This window comes from Desulfosudis oleivorans Hxd3, from assembly GCF_000018405.1.
GTDB lineage: Bacteria > Desulfobacterota > Desulfobacteria > Desulfobacterales > Desulfosudaceae > Desulfosudis > Desulfosudis oleivorans.
Genome location: NC_009943.1, coordinates 1,614,944 through 1,632,816 on the forward strand (window position 1 = coordinate 1,614,944; position 17,873 = coordinate 1,632,816).

Sequence of the window (17,873 nt, forward strand, 5' to 3'; positions counted from 1 at the left end):
TAATATCCTTTTTTGCCCGGCGGCCGGGGCACTGAAAAAGCATCTGCCCGCTGACAGGGGCCAACCTTGCGCAATGAAAGTGAGGCGGAAGTGGAACCAACAACAGACGTTGCCAGACGGGAGACAGGCGTTTCGGCGAGACCTGCCGGTAAACAGTCCGATGCCTACTATTTTCAGTTGACCCGGCGACTGATACTGACGGTCATCGTGGTCTCCTTTACGCCCATGATCATGGTCATCGCCATTCTCCTGCACCAGTTTCACGCCTCCTATCATGAAAAGACCTACGCCCACCTAAACGAGGTGGTGCTGAAACACAAGCAGAACATCGACACCTTCCTGAAGGAAAAGCTGGCCAATATCCATGAATTGACCATCACCACCCCGGTGATGACCCTGTCGGACAAGATGCTGCTGGAGAGGGAGTTGCAGAACCTGAAGACCGCCTATGGCGATGTGTTTGTTGACCTGGGCGTGGTGGACGCGGCCGGCCGGCAGGCCACCTATGCCGGTCCCTACCAGCTGGATAATGCCTTTTACGGAAATGCCGCGTGGTTCCAGAAGGCGATCTCTCAATTTTACTACGTCAGTGACGTGTTCATGGGGCTTCGGGGAAGCCCCCATTTTATTATTACCGTGCGGCGATACATCAACGACGTTCCCTGGGTGGTCCGGGCCACCATTGATTTCAAGGCGTTTAACACCCTGGTGGAAAACCTGCGGCTGGGCCGTACCGGGTTTGCCTTTATCATCAACCGCAACGGCGAATTCCAGACCCGTCCCCCCATGGGCGGACTGTCGGAAGACATTCGCTATGAGGAGATAACCTCCCGGCTGTCGCGGTCTCATGAAAAGGTTTTGATATTTGAGCAAGAAGACACATCCGGGAGTGAAAATATTTACGCGGTGGCCGGCCTGAAGGACAACAACTGGCTTCTGGTGCTCAGGCAGGAAAAACAGGACGCTTTTGCCGAGTTCAACCGCATGGCACAGATCGCCGGACTGATTTTTGCCCTTGGCGGCATGGGCATCATCATCATGGCCGTGGTTCTGTCCCGGCGCATGGTGCGCCGGATTCAGAAGGCGGACAGTGAAACACAGACCTTAAACCAGCAGGTGATCGAAACCGGCAAGCTGGCCTCGGTGGGAGAACTGGCCGCCGGCATTGCCCATGAAATAAACAATCCCGTGGCCATCATGGTGGAGGAGGCGGGATGGATCGGGGACCTTCTGGACGAAGAAGAGTTTTCGGAAAACGCCAATCTAGAGGAGATGCGCCGGGCCATTACACAGATCGGCACCCAGGGCAGGCGCTGCAAGGAGATCACCCATAAATTGCTGAGTTTTGCCCGCAAAACCGACTCCACCATCAAGGATGTGCAGCTCAATGAGCTGATTTCCGAAATTGTTCAGCTCTCCGGCCAGATGGCCAAATCCAGCAAGATCACCATCACCACGGATCTGACCCCGGACCTGCCCTATGTGACCCTGTCACCGTCGGAAATGCAGCAGGTGATGCTCAACCTGATCAACAATGCCATGGACGCCATGGAAAAGACCGGGGGCGCGATTCATATCTCAACCAAGATGAGCAAACTGGAAAAAGACCATATTGTGATCATTGTGGAGGATACCGGCCCCGGCATTCCGGAGGCCAACCTGCCGTTTATTTTCAACCCCTTTTTTACCACCAAGCCGGTGGGCAAGGGGACCGGGCTGGGGCTTTCCATCTGCTACGGGATTGTTGAAAAGATGGGGGGTAAGATTGATGTGACCAGCAAGGTAGGGGAGGGGACCCGGTTCCGGGTGTGGATTCCCTACCAGCAGCCGGAACCGAAGTAGGCGGAGCCGTTCATGACCGACCAGACACAGATGCATAACAGAAAATCAACATATTGTAAAAAACGAGATAAAGGAGAAGATCATGCACAAACCATTTATTCTGCTGGTAGACGACGAGACATCGTTTATCGAGACCATGAGCAAAAGACTTCAGAAGCGTGAGTTTACCGTTATGACCGCTGCCTCCGGACAGGAGGCCCTGGAGGTCTTGCGGGCCAACCGGCACCTGGATGTGGTGGTACTGGATGTAAAGATGCCGGGAATGGACGGCATTGAAACCCTGCAGGAAATCAAAAAGGCGTTCCCGCTGACCGAGGTGATCATGCTCACCGGGCATGCCACCATTGAATCGGCTATTGACGGCATGAAGACAGGGGCCTTTGATTATCTGATGAAGCCCTGCGATATCGATCAGCTGGTGGCAAAGGTGATGGAGGCGGGCCGGAAGAAACAGGAGCACGCCCAGCGCATGGAGCAGGCCCAGCTGGAAAAGCTCATGAGCACAAAGGGGATATAACCGTACCCCGGAGGACAGTCAATGACAGGGGAAGAGATGCGCCGGCAATCTATTCATGTGCTGCTTGTGGATGACGAGGTAGGGTATGTCAATGTGCTGGCCAACCGCATGACCAAGCGCGGCCTTTTGGTGGAAAAGGCCACCAGCGGGGCCGAGGCCATTCAGGCGGTGCGGCGCAGGGACTTTGACGTGGCCATTCTCGACCTCAAGATGGAAGACATGGACGGTATTGAGGTGCTGCGCATTCTCAAGCAGATGGATCAGCGGATGGAGGTGATCATGCTCACCGGCCACGGTTCCCAGGCTGCGGCCCGGGACGGCATCAAGTACGGGGCCTTTGACTACCTGCTCAAGCCCTGTGAGCTGGAAGACCTGCTTGACAAGATCAACCAGGCCTACCGGGCCCGGCTGTCCCGGCCCCCTTCTGCCGCTGCTTTGGAAAAGAAACAAGATTAAGGGATATCAAGGAGTCGTCATGTCGTTTTTCAAATCCAACATATTCAAGCTGTGTATTGCGCTGTCGATGGGCGTGATCGTCCTGGTTCTGCCCCGGCCCGAAGGGACCCGGTTTAAAATTTCCGGAGATCCGGATCAGCGGGTGTTGCAGTCAGTGGAGAGCGCTTTTACCCTTGTGGCGGAAAAGAGTTCCAAAACCGCTTATGTGGTGGAGGCCAGAAACCCCGGCACACCCGAGGCCACGGCCGGTTTTCTGAGAGCCGCTGTTGACGGCCTCGCCGTTGCCGGCGTGGCTGATGCCGAAGCCCCGGCCATGACCGTGGACTATGTGGACGGGCTGTCACCCAAGGCCAAGCGGTTTCTGGCCATGCTGGCGGTGCTGGTGTTTCTGTTTATCGTGGAGCCGGTGCCCCTGGAGATTACCGCCATCTGCATCGGCGTTTTTTTAGTGATCGCCGGGGTGTCGGATGTAAAGGACGCCTGGGCCCCCTACATGCACCCGGTGGTGCTGTTTATCATGTGCTGTCTGATTTTTGCCATTTCCCTGGACAAGGCCGGGATCACCCGGCGCATGGGATATTTTATCATCAAGCGGGCCGGCACCAGTGTGACCAAGTTTACCTTTATCATCGCCACGGGCCTGGGACTGGCCTCCGGGGTAATGCATGACGCCGCGGCCTGCGCCATCGGTATTGTCACCATGATTCCCATGATGAAGGCCGCCGGCATTGAACCCCATTCAAACACCGCCAAGTTCATGATGATCTCCCTTCCCTTTGCCTGTTCCGCGGGGGGCATGTCCACCCTGATCGGCGGGGGCCGCTGTATGGTGTCGGCCGCCTTTTTAAAGGAGTATACCGGTATTGAGATCACCTTTTTCGAGTGGATCAAGTACTGCCTGCCCGCCGGTATTATTACGGTCCCCATTGCCGTGTTGATCGTCTACTTCGTGTTCCGGCCCAACCCCAAGTACAAACTGCCTCAACTGGAAAAGGCAATCGGCCCCCTGACCCCGCTGGAAATCAAGACGCTGGTGATCATCGGACTGACTTTTGCCACCTGGTTGACCAAAGGCCTTCACGGCATCGACTACTCCATCACCGGCATGCTGGGAGTGTCGGCCCTGGTGGTGGCCGGCATTCTCAAGTGGGAGGACATTCACGAGAACCTGGAGTGGGGAACGGCTCTGTTTATTTTCGGCGGCGGCATCTCCCTGGGCCTTGCCATGGGCTATTCCGGAGCAGCCGACTATTTTGCCAACCTCTTCTTCCCTCTGGTGGAGGGAAAGGGCTGGTTTGTTCTGTTTGCCGGGGTGGCGGTGTTCGGGGCGCTGGTGACCAATGTCATGGCCAATGTGGCGGCCGCGGCCCTGATCCTGCCCATCGTGATCCCCATGGCTCTCATGGAGGGCGTGGATCCCACGGTGCTGGCACTCTGCCTGGGCACGGCCACCTCCTTTGCCCTGCTGCTGGTGATCGGGTGCCCGCCCAATGCCATTGCTTACAGCTATCGCTATTTCAAATCATCCGATCTGACAAAGGTGGGCCTGGTGGCCACGCCGATACTGCTGGCCGCCCTGATTCTGGTGGCGGCCACATGGTGGAAAATATTGGGCCTGGTGTAGAACATGAGCGACAGTTCGAACACAACGGTGCCGGTGCCTGAGTCCCCGTTCCCGCGGGTCTTGATGGTGGACGATGAGGCCGATTTTTTAAACGCCGTTTCCCGGCGCCTGGAAAAGCGCGGTATTCCCCCCGTGCTGGCGGGTTCCGGCGAGGATGGGCTGGCCCTGCTCGCTGAAACACCCATGGACGTGGTGGTGCTGGACGTGAAGATGCCCGGCATGGGCGGCCTGGAGGCCTTGCGCCGCATTAAGGACTCCTGGCCGGATATGGAGGTGATCCTGCTCACCGGCAACGTGTCGGCCGCCGACGGGGTGGAGGGCATCAAACAGGGGGCCTTTGACTATATCACCAAGCCCATTGAGATTGATCACCTGGCCGGCAAGATTCGTCAGGCCTGGGATAAACGCCGTCGAAAGCAGGAGCAGGAGGAGCAGCGGCAGTTTCAGGAAAAGATGGAACAGCAGATGACCGCCATGGACCGCCTGGCCTCCCTCGGCACCCTTTCCACCGGCGTGGCCCACGAGATCAACAATCCCCTGGCCATGATGCGGGAAGCGGCCGGCTACATGCGGCTGGTGTTGGAAAAAGAGGATATGGTCCAATGGCCGGGCAAAACGGGCCTGGCCAAAGGGCTTGAAAAAATAGAAAAGGGAATCGAACGGATTCGGCGCATCACCCATCTGCTGCTGGGGTTTGTGCGGCCCGCCGATCATGCCTGCGCCCGCACCGATGTAAAGGAACTGGTCAGCGAGTCGATTGAGCTGGTGACAAAAGAGATGCAGGGCAAGCAGATTGCCGTTGACCGGAAGATGGACGATACCGAAGGTGTCGCATGGACCGATCCCTATGCCCTGCGCCAGGTGATGATCAATCTGCTGACCAACGCCGTTCATGCTATTCAGCGGGAAGGGACCATCACGGTCTCGCTTTCGGAGGCGGAAGGCTGCCTGGCAATAGCGGTGTCGGACACCGGGGTGGGCATTCCCGGTGAGAACCTGAACAAGATATTTGAGCCCTTTTTTTCCACCAAGCCTTCTGACAAAGGCACCGGGCTGGGCCTGTACGTGAGCCGGGGTATTGTGGAGCGGCTGGACGGCCGGATTGGGGTGAAAAGCGCCGTTGGCCGGGGCACCACCTTTACCGTTGAAATTCCCGTGTGCCGGCGCGGTGACGCGGTCGAATGCGTGGACGAAAATACGTGTGACGAGATTTTAACAAAAATAAAGGAGATTGGCGGTGATGATGAAGATACCCGCAAAAGTGCTGGTGGTTGACGACGAAAAGGATTTTGTTGAAATGTTTTCCCTGCGGCTGGAGGCCTCCGGTGAAAAGGTGTTTACCGCCTTTGACGGCCGGGCCGGCCTTGCCGTTCTGGCCGAACAGGAGGACATCGACGTGGTGGTGCTGGACATCAAGATGCCGGGAATGGACGGCATTGAAACCTTAAAGGAGATAAAAAAGCACCATCCCCTGGTGGAGGTGGTGCTGCTCACCGGGCACGGCACCATTGAGACCGCTGTCCAGGGCATGAAGCTGGGGGCCTTTGATTACCTGCTCAAGCCCGCGGATTTTGCCGAGATCGACGAGAAGATCCAGGGGGCCCGCCGGCGCAAGGACGAGCAGGAGGAACGCATTCGAAAGGCTGAGCAGCGGGCCATGCTGCGACGCGGCGGCAATATCTGATCACGCGGCGGGCCGTTTAATATTTACTGCTCCGTAAAGCCGGGAGGTTTAATATGGAAAAGAAGATCAATTTACTGTTTGTAGATGATGAACAGCAGTTTCTCGACTCCATGAAGAAGCAGCTTGAGGTCAGGGGGTTTAACGTGGTGGCCGTGGACCGGGGGGAAAAGGCCCTGGAGGCGGCCCGGTCCTGTGCCGTCGACGTGGCCCTGGTGGACCTGAAGATGCCGGGTCTGGACGGCGAAGCCACGCTCAAGGCGTTGAAGGACGAGCACAAATGGATGGAGGTGGTGATTCTCACCGGCCACGGTTCCGTTGATTCGGCGGTGGGCACCATGCAGAGCGGCGCTTACTCCTACCTTCAGAAACCCTGCAAGCTGGATCAGCTGATGGAAGTGCTCCAGGAGGCCTACAAGAAGAAGGTCATGAACAAAAAGCAGATCGAGGAAAAGCAGATGAACGAGATGCTCAAGCTGGCCCAGTCCTCTTCGCCCAGGGACATTTTAAAGCGTCTCAAGGAGATTGACGTGTAACGGCATGTTCCATGAACGGCAGGGGCCGGGGACAGGCAGGGGGGCGGGCATGACAAACCACGAAAAAGCCAATATTTACTGGCACCAGGGTCAGATTCGAAAGGCCGACCGGGAACGGTTGAGCGGTCATCGCGGCGCTGTCCTCTGGCTCACCGGGTTACCGGCTTCCGGCAAGTCGACGGTGGCCGTGGCACTGGAGAAAAAACTGTTTGACCGGGGGTGCCGCACCTACATTCTGGACGGTGACAACATACGCCACGGTCTCAACAGGGACCTGGGTTTTTCGCCGGAGGACCGGACGGAAAACATCCGCCGGATTGGAGAGGTGGCCCGCCTGTTCTGCGACTGTGGCGTCCTTACCATGGTGGCCTTTATCTCTCCGTACCAATCGGACCGTCAGGCGGCACGGGAGGCCGCAGAGGAACCCGGTACGTTCATAGAAGTGTTTGTCGATTGCCCCCTGGCCACCTGTGAACAACGGGATCCCAAGGGCATGTACCGGAGAGCCCGTGCTGGTGAGATACAGGGGTTTACGGGGATTTCCGCACCTTATGAGGTTCCTGAAAAACCTGAAATTTACTTGGATACCGGGATAAACGACCTGAGCGCCTGCGTGGACACGGTGATTCGATATCTTGAGATGAACGGGTTCATCCCGGCCTGAGGTGAAAAGCGCTTTTTCCTGTTTTCGGTATTGTTTTAGCTTTTTTGTCCTGTTTCATAATCGGTCTGGACCCGGGTTTCGATGCTCAGGTTGAGCTTGTCAATCTTGGACAGCAGGGTGGGCCGGGCCAGGCCCAGGAGCTTGGCCGCCTGGCTGCGGTTGCCCCTGGTCATCTGCAGGGCTTCCCGAATGATGATGGCGGTCAATCGGTCGGTGAGATAATCGAACCGGGCAGTGTCGCCACCGGCGGTCAGCATTTCCCTTGCCCATTCGCCTACCACCCGGTCCATGTCCGATCCGTCTGTCACAGACGGCCCTGCCTGGTCAGGGCCGGCAATCACCTGGGAGATGTCTTCGGGCCGCACCGGATACCCCCGGCTGAAGATCAATGACTTTTTCAGGGCATTGGCCAGTTCCCGGACATTGCCGGGCCAGGGGTGGTGACGGATCATTTTCCGTGCCTCGTCGGTCAGACCGGGGTTGTCCATTTTCATCTCTTTTGAAAACAGGGTCATGAAGTAGTCGGCCAAAAGGTTCACGTCATTGACTCGGTCCCGCAGGGGCGGCAGATTAACGGTGACCACCTTGAGCCGGTAGTAAAGGTCTTCCCGGAACACTTCATTCTCAATCGCTTTTTCAAGGTTCCGGTTGGTGGCCGCCAGGATGCGCACATCCACGTCAATGGAGGCATTGCCGCCCAGCGGTTCCAGGCTGCGTTCCTGGAGCAGGCGCAGGATCTTGGCCTGAATGGACAGGGGCATGTCGCCGATCTCATCTAAGAACACGGTGCCGCCGTTGGCCTGCTCAATCTTGCCGATACGCCGGCTGGCCGCGCCGGTAAAGGCCCCTTTCTCATATCCGAACAGTTCGCTTTCCAGCAGGGTTTCCGGCAGGGCCACGCAGTTGATCACCAGAAAGGGCTTGCCGGCCCGCTTGCTGTGCTGGTAGATAGCCCTGGCCACCAGTTCCTTGCCGGTGCCCGACTCTCCCCGGATCAGAACGGTGGCGTCGGTCTGGGCCACCCGGCCGATGGCCTTGTACACCTCCTGCATGGGCGGGCTGCTGCCGATGATGGCGCCGGGCCGGGCGCTGTCCGGGGCTACGTTCATCTCCACCCGGGCCCGCATCATATGACCCGCTTCCAGGGCCTGGGTGATGAGGTCCAACACCCCGGCAATGTCAAAGGGCTTGAGGATGTAGTCAAAGGCTCCCAGCTTGGTGGCCTCGATGGCGGTTTCGGTGGTGCCGTAGGCGGTCATCACGACTACCGGCAGGGTGGCGTCTATCTCCCGTATGCGGGCAAACGCCTCCAGCCCGCTCATGCCCGGCATCTGAACATCCAGCACCACCAGGTCAAAGGCCTTGTCGCGCACCGCCTCCAGCCCCGCTTCACCGGAGGGCGCCATGTCCACACTGTACCCCTCCTCTTTTAAGAGCTTGGCAAAGCTTTGCCGAAGCTGGTCGTCATCATCTACAATCAATATGGAACTCATGTGCGTGCCTCTTGCTGATAAACAGGAAGGGTTATGGTAAAGGTGGTACCTTGGCCGACCGCGGAAGTAAACTCCAGGCTGCCGCCATGTTCCTCAATGGTCCGGGCCGCCACGAACAGACCCAGCCCGGTGCCGTCCGCCTTGGATGTCTCAAAGGGTTTGAGAATCCGCTCCTGCATTTCCTCGGGAATGCCCGGTCCGTTGTCAATCACGTTGATTACAACGGCCTTGCCCATCTTCCCGGTGACAATAATGGTTTCGGCGATCTTGATTCGGCCGCCTTCTTCCATGGCTTCGCAGGCATTGACGATCAGGTTGACAAACACCTCTTTGATCAGGCCGGGATCGGCCTCCACGGAGATGCCGCCCGGCTGTTTTTCACGAACCACCGTGATGCCATAAAGATCAAGCTTGTAGGAGAGCAGGTCTATGCTGGTGTCGATGACCTGGGAGATGTCCACCAGTTGTTTTTTTAATTTGTGGGGCCGGGAGAACTCTAAAAAGTTGCGGACAATATTGTCCAGCCGGCGCATCTCGTCCGCCACCACGTCAAGGTCCTCCTTCTGGGAGGAAGAGAGGGAAAGGTTGCGCTGAAGGGAGAAAAGCCGCATGTTGATGGAAGTCATGGGATTACGGATGCTGTGGGCCACCACCGATGCCAGGCGGCCCACCAGGGCCATTTTTTCCGAAGAAAGTAGCATTTCCCGGCTCTGTCTGAGCTCGTCTTTTGCCCGTTTCACATTGTCCATGAGGCCGTGGACACTGTCGGCCAACGCCCGCACTTCGTTGCCGCCGGTGCCCGGCTCGGCCTGGTCCGACGCCGCTTGGGAGAGCACGCGAATGGGCAACAGCACCTGGCGCGTCAGGTTAAAGACAAACAGGGCGCCCAGAAAAAGCTCCAGGATGACCAGAATGACGGTGACGGCAAAAACCGCGTCAAGGGTTTCTTCGCTCTTTTTTCGAATGTCCCGAATGTAGAGATCGTTTAAGTGCCGGTAGTCGGCGCACAGTTTATTCAAGGTGAAAAACTGTTCCCGCACGTCCCAGTGAAGGGCCTCTCCCTTTTTTCGATCCCCGGCCTGGTAAAGCGCAATCACTCTGTTCTTGCCCTCGACATAACGGTCGTGATGCTGCTGAATGGCCTTCAGAAGCTGCCGGCGCTCCGGGTTCTGCTCGTGTTCAACGGCAGTGGCCATCCAGTCGGCAAACTCTTTTCTGTGGGTCTCCAGTTGAATGAGCCATTTGGGATCACCGTCGAGAAAGTAGTAGGTCACGTTGCCCTTCTGGTTGGCCAGGGCCGTCTCCATCTGCCGCGCCGCCTGCAACAGGTCCATGCTTTCACCGGTTACGTTGAACAGCAGGGCGTTGAACCGCTTGGCATACCACATTGTGGTGGCTCCCATGGCCACCACAATGACCATGAGCAGCACCAGGTTGATCATGATGCGGGTAAAAAGAGTCAGTCGCCTGAATGGATTTTTTGTCATGGCAAAACCGGTCGATGCCTGGGGAAATGGATCAGATTAGTATTGCGTGCCGTTATCCCTGAGGATGCCGGATCACGGGTTTGGGCCGCAGATACCGGGACACCCGGCGAAGGATGGCCGTGATCCAGGGGCTGGTATAGATTTTTTTGATTCGAATGACAATTACCGTGATGTTGTCTTCGCCGCCCCGCTCGTTGGCCAGGTCCACCAGTGCCCGGCAGGCGGCGTCCGGCGCCTTGCCGTCGGTAATCTCCTGAATCTCCGGGGCGTTCACCTTGTCTGTCAGGCCGTCGGAGCTGATGACCAGAATGTCGCCCACCTGCATTTTTGTTTCGATCACATCCGCCGATACGCCGGGCTTGGTGCCCACGGCCCGGGTCAGCATGTGTTTGAATTCCGGGCCCAGCTTGGCGCCGTTTTCCTGTTTGCCCCCCAGCTCCGATTCTACGGTGTGCAGGGCGGAGATGCGTTCGGCAAGGCCGTTGCGGATCAGAAAGACCGGGCTGTCGCCCACGTTGGCCGTGATCGCGGAATTGTCCCGAAACATCACCGCCGACACGGTGGTGCCCATTCCCGCGTAGGTGGGCCGTGTCTGGGAGAGATCGTAAACGCTTTTGTTGGACAGGTGAATGGCGGCCAGCAGCTGGTTGGCCTCCCGGGAGAGGGCGCTGTTCGTGTCCGGCAGTTCTTCCGGGGTTTTTGCGTGCTGAACCTGGAGAAGATAGTTGTGAAGGGTCTGAACGGCGATTCGGCTGGCCACTTCACCCGCGGCGTGGCCGCCCATGCCGTCGGCCACCACGTAGAGACCGATGTTCCCGTCAATACAGAAGCTGTCTTCGTTGGCCTGCCGTCTTCGGCCGGTGTCGGTGAGGCCGGCGGAATCCGCAATGATCATGATGACCTTCCCGTTGCGTTTATGCCTGCGTTTTTTTCGCCATGGCCGCGTCCATTTTTTCTCCCAGGGTGCGCAGGTGGGCCGCCATCTGCCCGGCGGTCTGATACCGTTTGGCCGGGTCCTTTTCCAGGGCCTTGTTGAGAATGGCCGTCAGGGGCTTGGGAATCCTGGGGTTGATGGTTCTGGGGTCCGGATGGGGCGAATTGAGTATCTTGTGCATCAGGGCCGCCGGGCTGCTTCCCTTGAACGGCACCGTTCCCGTGAGCAGCTGGAAGGTCATCACGCCCAGAGAGAAGATGTCGCTGCGGCCGTCCACCTTCTTGCCGGAGATCTGTTCCGGCGACATGTAGTAGGGGGTACCCTTGACAATGCCGGTCTTGGTCTGGGACGAAGCAGTGATACGGGCGATGCCGAAGTCGGTGATCTTGACCTTGCCGTTTTTCAGCAGCATCACGTTGGCCGGTTTGATGTCCCGATGCACAATGCCCTGCCTGTGGGCATAATCCAGTCCCTCGGCGATGTCCGCGATATAGCCGATCAGCCGCCGCATGGGGATCAGGCTCTCTTTTTTCTGAAACTTTTCCAGGCTGTCGCCTTCCAGGTACTCCATGGCGATGTAGGCCAGGTCCTGTTCGTCGCCGGCGTCGTAGATGGTCACGATATTGGGGTGGGAGAGGGTGCCCGCGCTTTCGGCTTCGCGAAAGAACTTCTTTTTCATCTCCGCGGCCTCTTCCTCGTCAAACTCGTCGGAGAACCGGACCGTTTTGATGGCCGTGGTGCGGTTGATACGGGGGTCCTGGCCCAGGTAGACCACGCCCATGGCGCCCTTGCCCAGCTGTTTGAGAATTTCGTAGCGCCCCAGGGTGGGCCGTATGGACGGGTCGGTGCTCACCATGCCGTCGCCGGCGCCGCCCCCGCCCAGAAACCCGGCGCCGAACACCATGGTTTCACTGGCCACCAGCAGTTTTTTCTTGCGCTCCACGATGTCCTTGAACTTGTTGTCGTACTCTTCAATGTACCCATAGACCGCCGCCGCCTTGTTGAGCTGTCGCTTGCGTTCATAGTCCAGGGCCAGGTTGTAGAGCAGGTCCTTCATCTGGTCGTCCATCGGTACTTTGCGGAACTTGTCAAAGGCCATGTCCAGCATGCCCTGGGACTGGAAGGAGATGCCCAGCATGCGGTTGGTCTCCGCCGACTCGCCTTCCACCTTTTCCTTGCCCGCCTCGGTGAGAAAATAGCGGATCGACACGATGCCGGTGTAGCCGATGACCAGCAGCAGTACCGGGTAGATCACGTCCAGCCAGACCCCTCGGGAAAGAAAGGCCCAGGCAAATCCGCCCAGCAGCAGGGCCAGCAGCACGAAAAAAAGCCCGCCGGAGATGGCCGCCTTCAACCGGGGCAGCACCAGGGTGATCAACAGGCCAAGGAATAGCACTGCGGCCAGTTCTATCAGCCGGGTGCCGGGAAACTGCCGGATAAACTGCTGATTGAGCACCGACCACAGCACATGGGCGGTAAAGTCGCCAAAGGTGGTGGACGGTGCCACCGGTGTGCTCAGGGGCGTGGCGAGGCCCTTGGCCGACAGAGAGACCAGCACGATTTTGTTGGTAAAGACCCGCAGCGGGATTTTGTCGTTGAGCACGTCAAAAAAGGAGTAATGGCGAAAGGCGTCCGGTGCCGTGTGAAAACCGATGAGCAGTTCCGAATAGGGGGTAACCGGGATCTCGATCTTTTTGAATGAGACCGACATGCCGATATCCGCGCCAATGTTGTTCGGGGATACGCCGGCGTACCGGGCTGCCAGCACCAGTGCGTAGGAGGGGACAAACAGGCCCCTGTATTCGTAGAGCATCCGCTCTCTTCGATAGGTGCCGTCATGGTCCGGGGCCACGTTGATGTGGCCCATGCCGGCCGCGGCCCGGCGGAATACCGGAATGGGCAGAACGGCTTCGGTGGCCTGTGGGCAGGCCGCTCCCGGCGGAATGCGGACATTGCCGATGGCCTGGTCTTTAAGTGTCTCTTCCGCTTCCTCCGGCTGCCCGCTGTCCGGCACCAGGGTGTCTTTAAAAAAGATGGGCAGCACCACCCGGCCCGACCGGGTCAGGGAGGCGGCCAGAATCGAGTCCCGGTCCAGCCGTTTTCTGGCCAGGTCCAGTTCCTCCAGAAACCCGGACTGCACCTGGTCGAGGGTCTCCTGAAGGGGCGGCCCGGCGTTTCTTGCCGGTTGCGGGGCCGCTGTTGCCACCTCCTGCAGGGGCGGCAGAAAATTCTCGCGGAACCGGGTCTCCAGGAAATCGATTTCCATCAGCCCGGCATTCTCTTCGGGCTCGCTGTAGATAATGTTAAGCCCGATCACCGACGGGTCGCCCTCGTTGATCTTGTCGATGCCCCGGGCGATCAGGGACCGGGGCCAGGGCCACCGGCCCAGCTTTTCAATGGATTCATCGTCGATGTCGACGATCACGATGGTATCGGAGGGGTCGGGCCGGCCCTTGACCTTCATCACGGTGTCGTAAAGCTTGAGCCCCAGGGTATCGAAGAATTCCACCCGGACAAGGGTGATGAAAAGAAAGGCGAGTGTCAGCAGCAGGCCGAATATAAGCGTCGGATGTTTTTTTATAAAATTCATTCAGACCCGCGTTTGCATCCATGGTTAAAGTTGCCGAAGTATAAGCAAATTGCCCGGACAGTGTCAATGAAAAACACAGATCGCCGGGCACCGCTGGTTGTGGGGTTCCATTACGAAGGGACAGGGCTCTCAAGGACGGCTGCCCGCATCTGGCAAGGTTCTTTTTCCAAACGCAATCGGGCTGATGAAACCGCTGCTTTGATCCCCATGTCGATAACGATTGGGATTTTTCAGCGGATATGGCATATTCTACAGTGCGGCACCGGTGTGGGGCCAATGGTCATGAAGGAGACCAATTAATGATAAGACGGAATGGGCGGACAGGGAGTGGGCGTTGCCGCATGGCGGCTGTGTATGCCGTGGCGGCGGTGCTGCTGTTTCTGGCCGGGCCGGTTTACGCCGGCGACATTCGGCCGGTCTGCCTGGCCATGGATATCTTCACCCCGCTGGAGCGGACCTTTTTTGAAGACCTGGCCGACGGCGGATTGAGCGGGTATGACGATTACGACGCGTTTCTGATCGCTTCGGGCATCGTGGACCCCCGCGCGTTTTCCCGGTACCGGCCACGAATACGGGCCATTCGCAGCCGTGCCCTGGCCGGCGTGGACCGGAACGCGGCCCCCTACGACCGGGGAAAAACCCTGCTGTTCTGGCTCCATGATAATGTGCTGCGGACCTATTCAGAAACCTCCAATCTGGCCGGCGACCTGCTGGACAAGGGAGCGTTCAACTGCCTCTCGTCCACCATTCTGTATTGCCTGCTGGCAAAAGACCTGGGCCTGTCCGTGTCCGGCGTGCTGGCGCCGGGCCACACCTTCTGCCTTCTGGCCGACGGGGACCGGCAAATCGTGGTGGAAACCACCAACCGGTACGGGTTTGAGCCGGGCCGGGTGGAAGAAGAAGCCATTGAGGGCGGGGTCCGCCAGGTGACGGTGCCGGAGACGGTCTACGAGACGACAAAGACTGTGCCGCTTTACGGCCTGATGGCCCTGCTTTATGTCAACACCCTGGATATGTCCACGCTGGCGGTGGGCCAGGGGGAGACCGGCTGCCTGCCCCGGTTTGCCAAGGTCTGTCTTTTTGACCCGGAAAACGGTCTGTTTGCCGACAATCTGGCCGCCTGCCTGAACAACCTGGCGGTGTCGGCCCTGGGGCAGGAACGGCTGGAACCGGCCTATCTCCTTATTCAGCAGGGCAAGGCCCTGGGCAGAGCCCCTTTTGACGATCTTGAAGTGCAGTACTACAACCAGATGGCCGAACAGCAGGCAGGTTCCGGGGATTTTAACGGTGCTGTTCAGACCCTGTGGACTGCCTTGCAGCTTTATCCCGAAAACCCCGTGCTGGACAACAATATCCTTTATTATTATGGGTTGTGGGCCGACACCTTTCGGACCCGGTCCGACACCGGCGGCGTTGTCCGGGTGTTTCTGGCGGCCCGGCAGATGCTGCCCGGCAGCGCCGCCGTTTCAGAGGGCCTGAAGGCCGCCTTTTACAACCACGCGGTGGACGCCTACAACCGGCAGGACTTTGACGCGGCCCGGTCCATCTGCCAGGAGGCCCTGGGGCTTTTCCCGGGAGAAGGGGCGTTTCTGGAGATTCTGAATGCCATTCCGCAAGACCCGCCGGCCTGGCAGTGGGGGCGGTAACCGGCTCAGCGCCAGCGATGAATCGTGACAAAGAGGATCAGGCCGAATATCTCCAGCCGGCCCACCAGCATATCGGCCGTCAATATCCATTTTACCAGGTCGGGTAGATGGCTGTAGTTCCCCATGGATCCAACGGTTCCAAACCCCGGCCCCACGTTCCCCATGGCGGCGGCCGCGCCTGAGAATGCAGTCATGATATCCACTCCGAACCCGGTAATCGCAAGGGTGGAGACCAGCAGGACCCCCAGGTAGATCAGGATATAGGTCAGGGCGGTTTCCACCACCTCGTCATCTACGGCAGCCTGGTTGACCTTGACCACCACTACCGACTTGGGGTGACGCAGCCGCACCAGGCGGCGGGCCGCCGCCTTCCAGAGAAGAACGATCCGGTCCGCCTTGATGCCCCCGGATGTGGACCCGGAACAGGCACACTGCAAGGTGAAAAACAGGATGGCCAGCTGGGCGAACGGGGGCCACACGCTGCTGTCGGCATTGGCAAACCCGGTGGAGGTGCCGATGGAAACCACCTGGAAGGCGGCGTAGCGTAAGGCGTCGACCCACTGTCCATAGACGGGGCCGTGGATGTTGATGGTAACCAGCACCACACCCACCAGGATGGCGATCATGTAGTACCGGAAAACCGTGGATTGAAAAAGGTCTTTGGGGTTGCCGGTCACCGCCTGATAGAGCAGGCCGAAATGGACGCCGGACAGCACCATGAACAGAATGATCGTTGTCTCCATTCCCGGGCTGGCAAAATGGGCGATGCTGGCATTTTTTGTGGAAAACCCGCCGGTGGCAATGGTGGAAAAGGCGTGGGTTACGGCGTCAAACAGGCTCATGCCTTCAATCATCAGCAGAAGGGTTTCCGCGGCGGTGAGCCCGATATAGACGTAGAGCAGTATGGTCAGGGTCTTTTTGGTACGGTAGTGAAAGCTCTCCTTGACCAGAGGCGACACTTCGCTGCGGTAAAGGACCATGGAGGCGGCCCCCATGGAGGGTATCACCGCCAGGACAAAGATGATGATGCCCACACCGCCCATCCAGTGGGTGGCGGCCCGCCAGAACAGCAGGCCCGGCGCCAGACCCTCGACATTGGCAAGAATGGTGGCGCCGGTGGTGGTGAACCCGGACACGCTTTCAAACCATGCGTTGGTAAAGGTAAATCCGCCGCCCCACAGCAGGTAGGGCAATGTGCCTACCAGGCACGACGCCAGCCAGCTGCACACCACGATAAAAAGCCCTTCCCGGTTGGAGATGTCCGTGGTGGCGGGCACAAACAACAGGGGAAAGAGCCCGAAAAGGGCGCAGACAACGGTGGAAAACAGCAGCGGGGAAAGGGCGCTGTCGCCGCCGGCCAGGGAGAAAAGCGCCGATATCAGCAGAAAGGTGGCATTGAACAGCAGCACAAAACCGACATATCGCAGAATAACCTGGGCTCTCATGATGCTGTGCCGTTTTTATGGGGGTGAATGGTCAATTCCCGGATCGCCTCGGTGAGCTTGAACAATTCGTCCCGGCCTTCGGCCCGTACCGCCAGGGGCTCGCCGTGATACATGAAGGCCTTGACCGAGTCGGTGAGCCGGCGAATGGGGGCGATGACATACAGGTTGATGAAAAAATTAAAAATCAGGGCAAAGGCCAGGGCCGATGCAATGGCGATGATGCCGGGCATGATGGCCCGACGCGCCCGGTCCTGAAGAGCGGACGCGGTTTCGTACAGGGTGGTGTCATTCAGCGTCATCAACTGGTTGGCCGCCGTCTTGGTTTTCAGAAAGGCGGGGTGGGCCCGGTCGAAATACCAGGTGATATTGCCCTGGCGGTGGGTGTCCACAATAGGCCGGCGCCACAGGGTTTGAAATTCCGCGTATGCTGTTTCAATGGCATCCACCACCTCGGCTTCACCGGTGATGGTGATGTTGCTTTTTGCCGTGCCAAAGGCCTGCGCAAAGGCCCTGTCCCCTTCCTCCAGGGTGGCGCGGCCGGCCTCCCAGTTGCCCGACATCAGCATCAGCACGCCGCTGTCCTGCCGTTCCAGGGCCTCGATCATCTCTTTTGCCGCGACAATGCTCCTGTAGTTTTCTTCCAGCAGGCCCTTGACCGAATGGCCGATCCGGTTGAGTTCGTAGATGGATGCGGCTCCGGCGGCGGACAACATCACCGCCAGGATCAGGAACCCGGAAAGGATCTTGAATCGAAGGTTCATGGCATGCTCCTGGTGTTGGTTTCATGGTTTGGGAAAAGGGGCAAAGAGAGGAACGGGCCGGCGCCCCGCTGTTAAAACTGGCAGACTATAAACTTCGGTACTCGGGATGTCAAGCTAACGCTTTCTTTCCAGTTCAGCCTGGTTCAGCGGCCGGAAATTCTCAGTTTCCCGGCCCTGACATTGCATGAAATATTCGG

General features: G+C 58.5%; 16 protein-coding genes. 10 read left to right on the plus strand and 6 right to left on the minus strand.

Annotated features, from left to right (window positions below):
- The first annotated feature begins 66 nt into the window (after window positions 1–66).
- The 8 genes from DOLE_RS06955 (at window position 67) to cysC (ending at window position 7,320) form a co-directional block, all read left to right on the plus strand.
- The gene (locus tag DOLE_RS06955) at window positions 67–1,842 is read left to right on the plus strand and encodes a sensor histidine kinase (RefSeq protein ID WP_012174777.1); all 1,776 of its coding nucleotides are present in this window, start codon (window positions 67–69) and stop codon (window positions 1,840–1,842) included.
- Between the two features lie 82 nt (window positions 1,843–1,924).
- Window positions 1,925–2,359 carry a response regulator gene (locus DOLE_RS06960; RefSeq protein ID WP_012174778.1) on the plus strand — a complete coding sequence of 145 codons (435 nt, stop codon included), beginning with the start codon at window positions 1,925–1,927 and terminating at the stop codon, window positions 2,357–2,359.
- A 21-nt stretch (window positions 2,360–2,380) separates the two neighbouring features.
- A complete protein-coding gene (locus DOLE_RS06965) occupies window positions 2,381–2,815 on the plus strand; it encodes a response regulator (RefSeq protein ID WP_012174779.1) in 435 nt (144 codons plus the stop codon).
- 19 nt (window positions 2,816–2,834) lie between these two features.
- The gene (locus DOLE_RS06970) at window positions 2,835–4,439 is read left to right on the plus strand and encodes an SLC13 family permease (protein WP_012174780.1); all 1,605 of its coding nucleotides are present in this window, start codon (window positions 2,835–2,837) and stop codon (window positions 4,437–4,439) included.
- Between the two features lie 3 nt (window positions 4,440–4,442).
- Window positions 4,443–5,714, plus strand: a complete 1,272-nt coding sequence (locus DOLE_RS06975; RefSeq protein WP_153304381.1) for a hybrid sensor histidine kinase/response regulator — start codon at window positions 4,443–4,445, stop codon at window positions 5,712–5,714.
- Window positions 5,680–6,123: a response regulator gene (locus tag DOLE_RS06980; RefSeq protein ID WP_012174782.1), complete on the plus strand. Its 444-nt coding sequence runs from the start codon at window positions 5,680–5,682 to the stop codon at window positions 6,121–6,123. Before DOLE_RS06975 ends, DOLE_RS06980 begins: the two co-directional genes overlap by 35 nt.
- A 53-nt stretch (window positions 6,124–6,176) precedes the next feature.
- On the plus strand, window positions 6,177–6,656 hold the full coding sequence (locus DOLE_RS06985) for a response regulator (protein ID WP_012174783.1): 480 nt from the start codon (window positions 6,177–6,179) through the stop codon (window positions 6,654–6,656).
- 49 nt (window positions 6,657–6,705) lie between these two features.
- Window positions 6,706–7,320: an adenylyl-sulfate kinase gene (gene cysC / locus DOLE_RS06990; protein ID WP_012174784.1), complete on the plus strand. Its 615-nt coding sequence runs from the start codon at window positions 6,706–6,708 to the stop codon at window positions 7,318–7,320.
- A 35-nt stretch (window positions 7,321–7,355) separates the two neighbouring features.
- Here the strand turns inward: cysC and DOLE_RS06995 are convergent, their stop codons facing one another.
- From DOLE_RS06995 to DOLE_RS07010, 4 genes are read right to left on the minus strand one after another with little or no spacing between them, the layout of a single operon-like run.
- On the minus strand, window positions 7,356–8,813 hold the full coding sequence (locus DOLE_RS06995) for a sigma-54-dependent transcriptional regulator (protein ID WP_012174785.1): 1,458 nt from the start codon (window positions 8,811–8,813) through the stop codon (window positions 7,356–7,358).
- Window positions 8,810–10,300, minus strand: a complete 1,491-nt coding sequence (locus DOLE_RS07000; RefSeq protein ID WP_012174786.1) for a sensor histidine kinase — start codon at window positions 10,298–10,300, stop codon at window positions 8,810–8,812. The genes DOLE_RS06995 and DOLE_RS07000 overlap by 4 nt, the downstream gene beginning before the upstream one ends.
- A gap of 52 nt (window positions 10,301–10,352) precedes the next feature.
- The gene (locus DOLE_RS07005) at window positions 10,353–11,195 is read right to left on the minus strand and encodes a PP2C family protein-serine/threonine phosphatase (protein ID WP_012174787.1); all 843 of its coding nucleotides are present in this window, start codon (window positions 11,193–11,195) and stop codon (window positions 10,353–10,355) included.
- A 19-nt stretch (window positions 11,196–11,214) separates the two neighbouring features.
- Window positions 11,215–13,824 (minus strand): CHASE2 domain-containing serine/threonine-protein kinase, encoded by a 2,610-nt coding sequence (locus DOLE_RS07010; protein WP_012174788.1) that lies wholly within the window; start codon window positions 13,822–13,824, stop codon window positions 11,215–11,217.
- Between the two features lie 66 nt (window positions 13,825–13,890).
- Here DOLE_RS07010 and DOLE_RS07015 point away from each other — a divergent pair, with 66 nt between their 5' ends.
- A complete protein-coding gene (locus tag DOLE_RS07015) occupies window positions 13,891–14,124 on the plus strand; it encodes a hypothetical protein (protein WP_041280418.1) in 234 nt (77 codons plus the stop codon).
- 41 nt (window positions 14,125–14,165) lie between these two features.
- Window positions 14,166–15,470, plus strand: coding sequence for a tetratricopeptide repeat protein (locus DOLE_RS17210; RefSeq protein ID WP_052294266.1), 1,305 nt, complete (start codon window positions 14,166–14,168; stop codon window positions 15,468–15,470).
- A 5-nt stretch (window positions 15,471–15,475) separates the two neighbouring features.
- On the opposite strand, the gene DOLE_RS07025 is transcribed toward DOLE_RS17210, so the two are convergent.
- On the minus strand, window positions 15,476–16,915 hold the full coding sequence (locus DOLE_RS07025) for a TrkH family potassium uptake protein (protein WP_012174791.1): 1,440 nt from the start codon (window positions 16,913–16,915) through the stop codon (window positions 15,476–15,478).
- Window positions 16,912–17,676 (minus strand): MCP four helix bundle domain-containing protein, encoded by a 765-nt coding sequence (locus tag DOLE_RS07030; RefSeq protein ID WP_012174792.1) that lies wholly within the window; start codon window positions 17,674–17,676, stop codon window positions 16,912–16,914. The genes DOLE_RS07025 and DOLE_RS07030 overlap by 4 nt, the downstream gene beginning before the upstream one ends.
- Window positions 17,677–17,873 lie beyond the last annotated feature (197 nt).

What these genes read in the sequence shown, in the direction of transcription:
- DOLE_RS07010 (WP_012174788.1), bottom strand. Translation starts at nt 13,824, where the DNA reads ATGAATTTTATAAAAAAACATCCGACGCTTATATTCGGCCTGCTGCTG.
- DOLE_RS07025 (WP_012174791.1), bottom strand. Translation starts at nt 16,915, where the DNA reads ATGAGAGCCCAGGTTATTCTGCGATATGTCGGTTTTGTGCTGCTGTTC.
- DOLE_RS06965 (WP_012174779.1), top strand. Translation starts at nt 2,381, where the DNA reads ATGACAGGGGAAGAGATGCGCCGGCAATCTATTCATGTGCTGCTTGTG.
- DOLE_RS06960 (WP_012174778.1), top strand. Translation starts at nt 1,925, where the DNA reads ATGCACAAACCATTTATTCTGCTGGTAGACGACGAGACATCGTTTATC.
- DOLE_RS06985 (WP_012174783.1), top strand. Translation starts at nt 6,177, where the DNA reads ATGGAAAAGAAGATCAATTTACTGTTTGTAGATGATGAACAGCAGTTT.
- DOLE_RS06975 (WP_153304381.1), top strand. Translation starts at nt 4,443, where the DNA reads ATGAGCGACAGTTCGAACACAACGGTGCCGGTGCCTGAGTCCCCGTTC.
- DOLE_RS06970 (WP_012174780.1), top strand. Translation starts at nt 2,835, where the DNA reads ATGTCGTTTTTCAAATCCAACATATTCAAGCTGTGTATTGCGCTGTCG.
- DOLE_RS06980 (WP_012174782.1), top strand. Translation starts at nt 5,680, where the DNA reads ATGATGAAGATACCCGCAAAAGTGCTGGTGGTTGACGACGAAAAGGAT.
- DOLE_RS06995 (WP_012174785.1), bottom strand. Translation starts at nt 8,813, where the DNA reads ATGAGTTCCATATTGATTGTAGATGATGACGACCAGCTTCGGCAAAGC.
- DOLE_RS07015 (WP_041280418.1), top strand. Translation starts at nt 13,891, where the DNA reads ATGAAAAACACAGATCGCCGGGCACCGCTGGTTGTGGGGTTCCATTAC.
- cysC (WP_012174784.1), top strand. Translation starts at nt 6,706, where the DNA reads ATGACAAACCACGAAAAAGCCAATATTTACTGGCACCAGGGTCAGATT.
- DOLE_RS07030 (WP_012174792.1), bottom strand. Translation starts at nt 17,676, where the DNA reads ATGAACCTTCGATTCAAGATCCTTTCCGGGTTCCTGATCCTGGCGGTG.
- DOLE_RS07000 (WP_012174786.1), bottom strand. Translation starts at nt 10,300, where the DNA reads ATGACAAAAAATCCATTCAGGCGACTGACTCTTTTTACCCGCATCATG.
- DOLE_RS07005 (WP_012174787.1), bottom strand. Translation starts at nt 11,195, where the DNA reads ATGATCATTGCGGATTCCGCCGGCCTCACCGACACCGGCCGAAGACGG.
- DOLE_RS17210 (WP_052294266.1), top strand. Translation starts at nt 14,166, where the DNA reads ATGGCGGCTGTGTATGCCGTGGCGGCGGTGCTGCTGTTTCTGGCCGGG.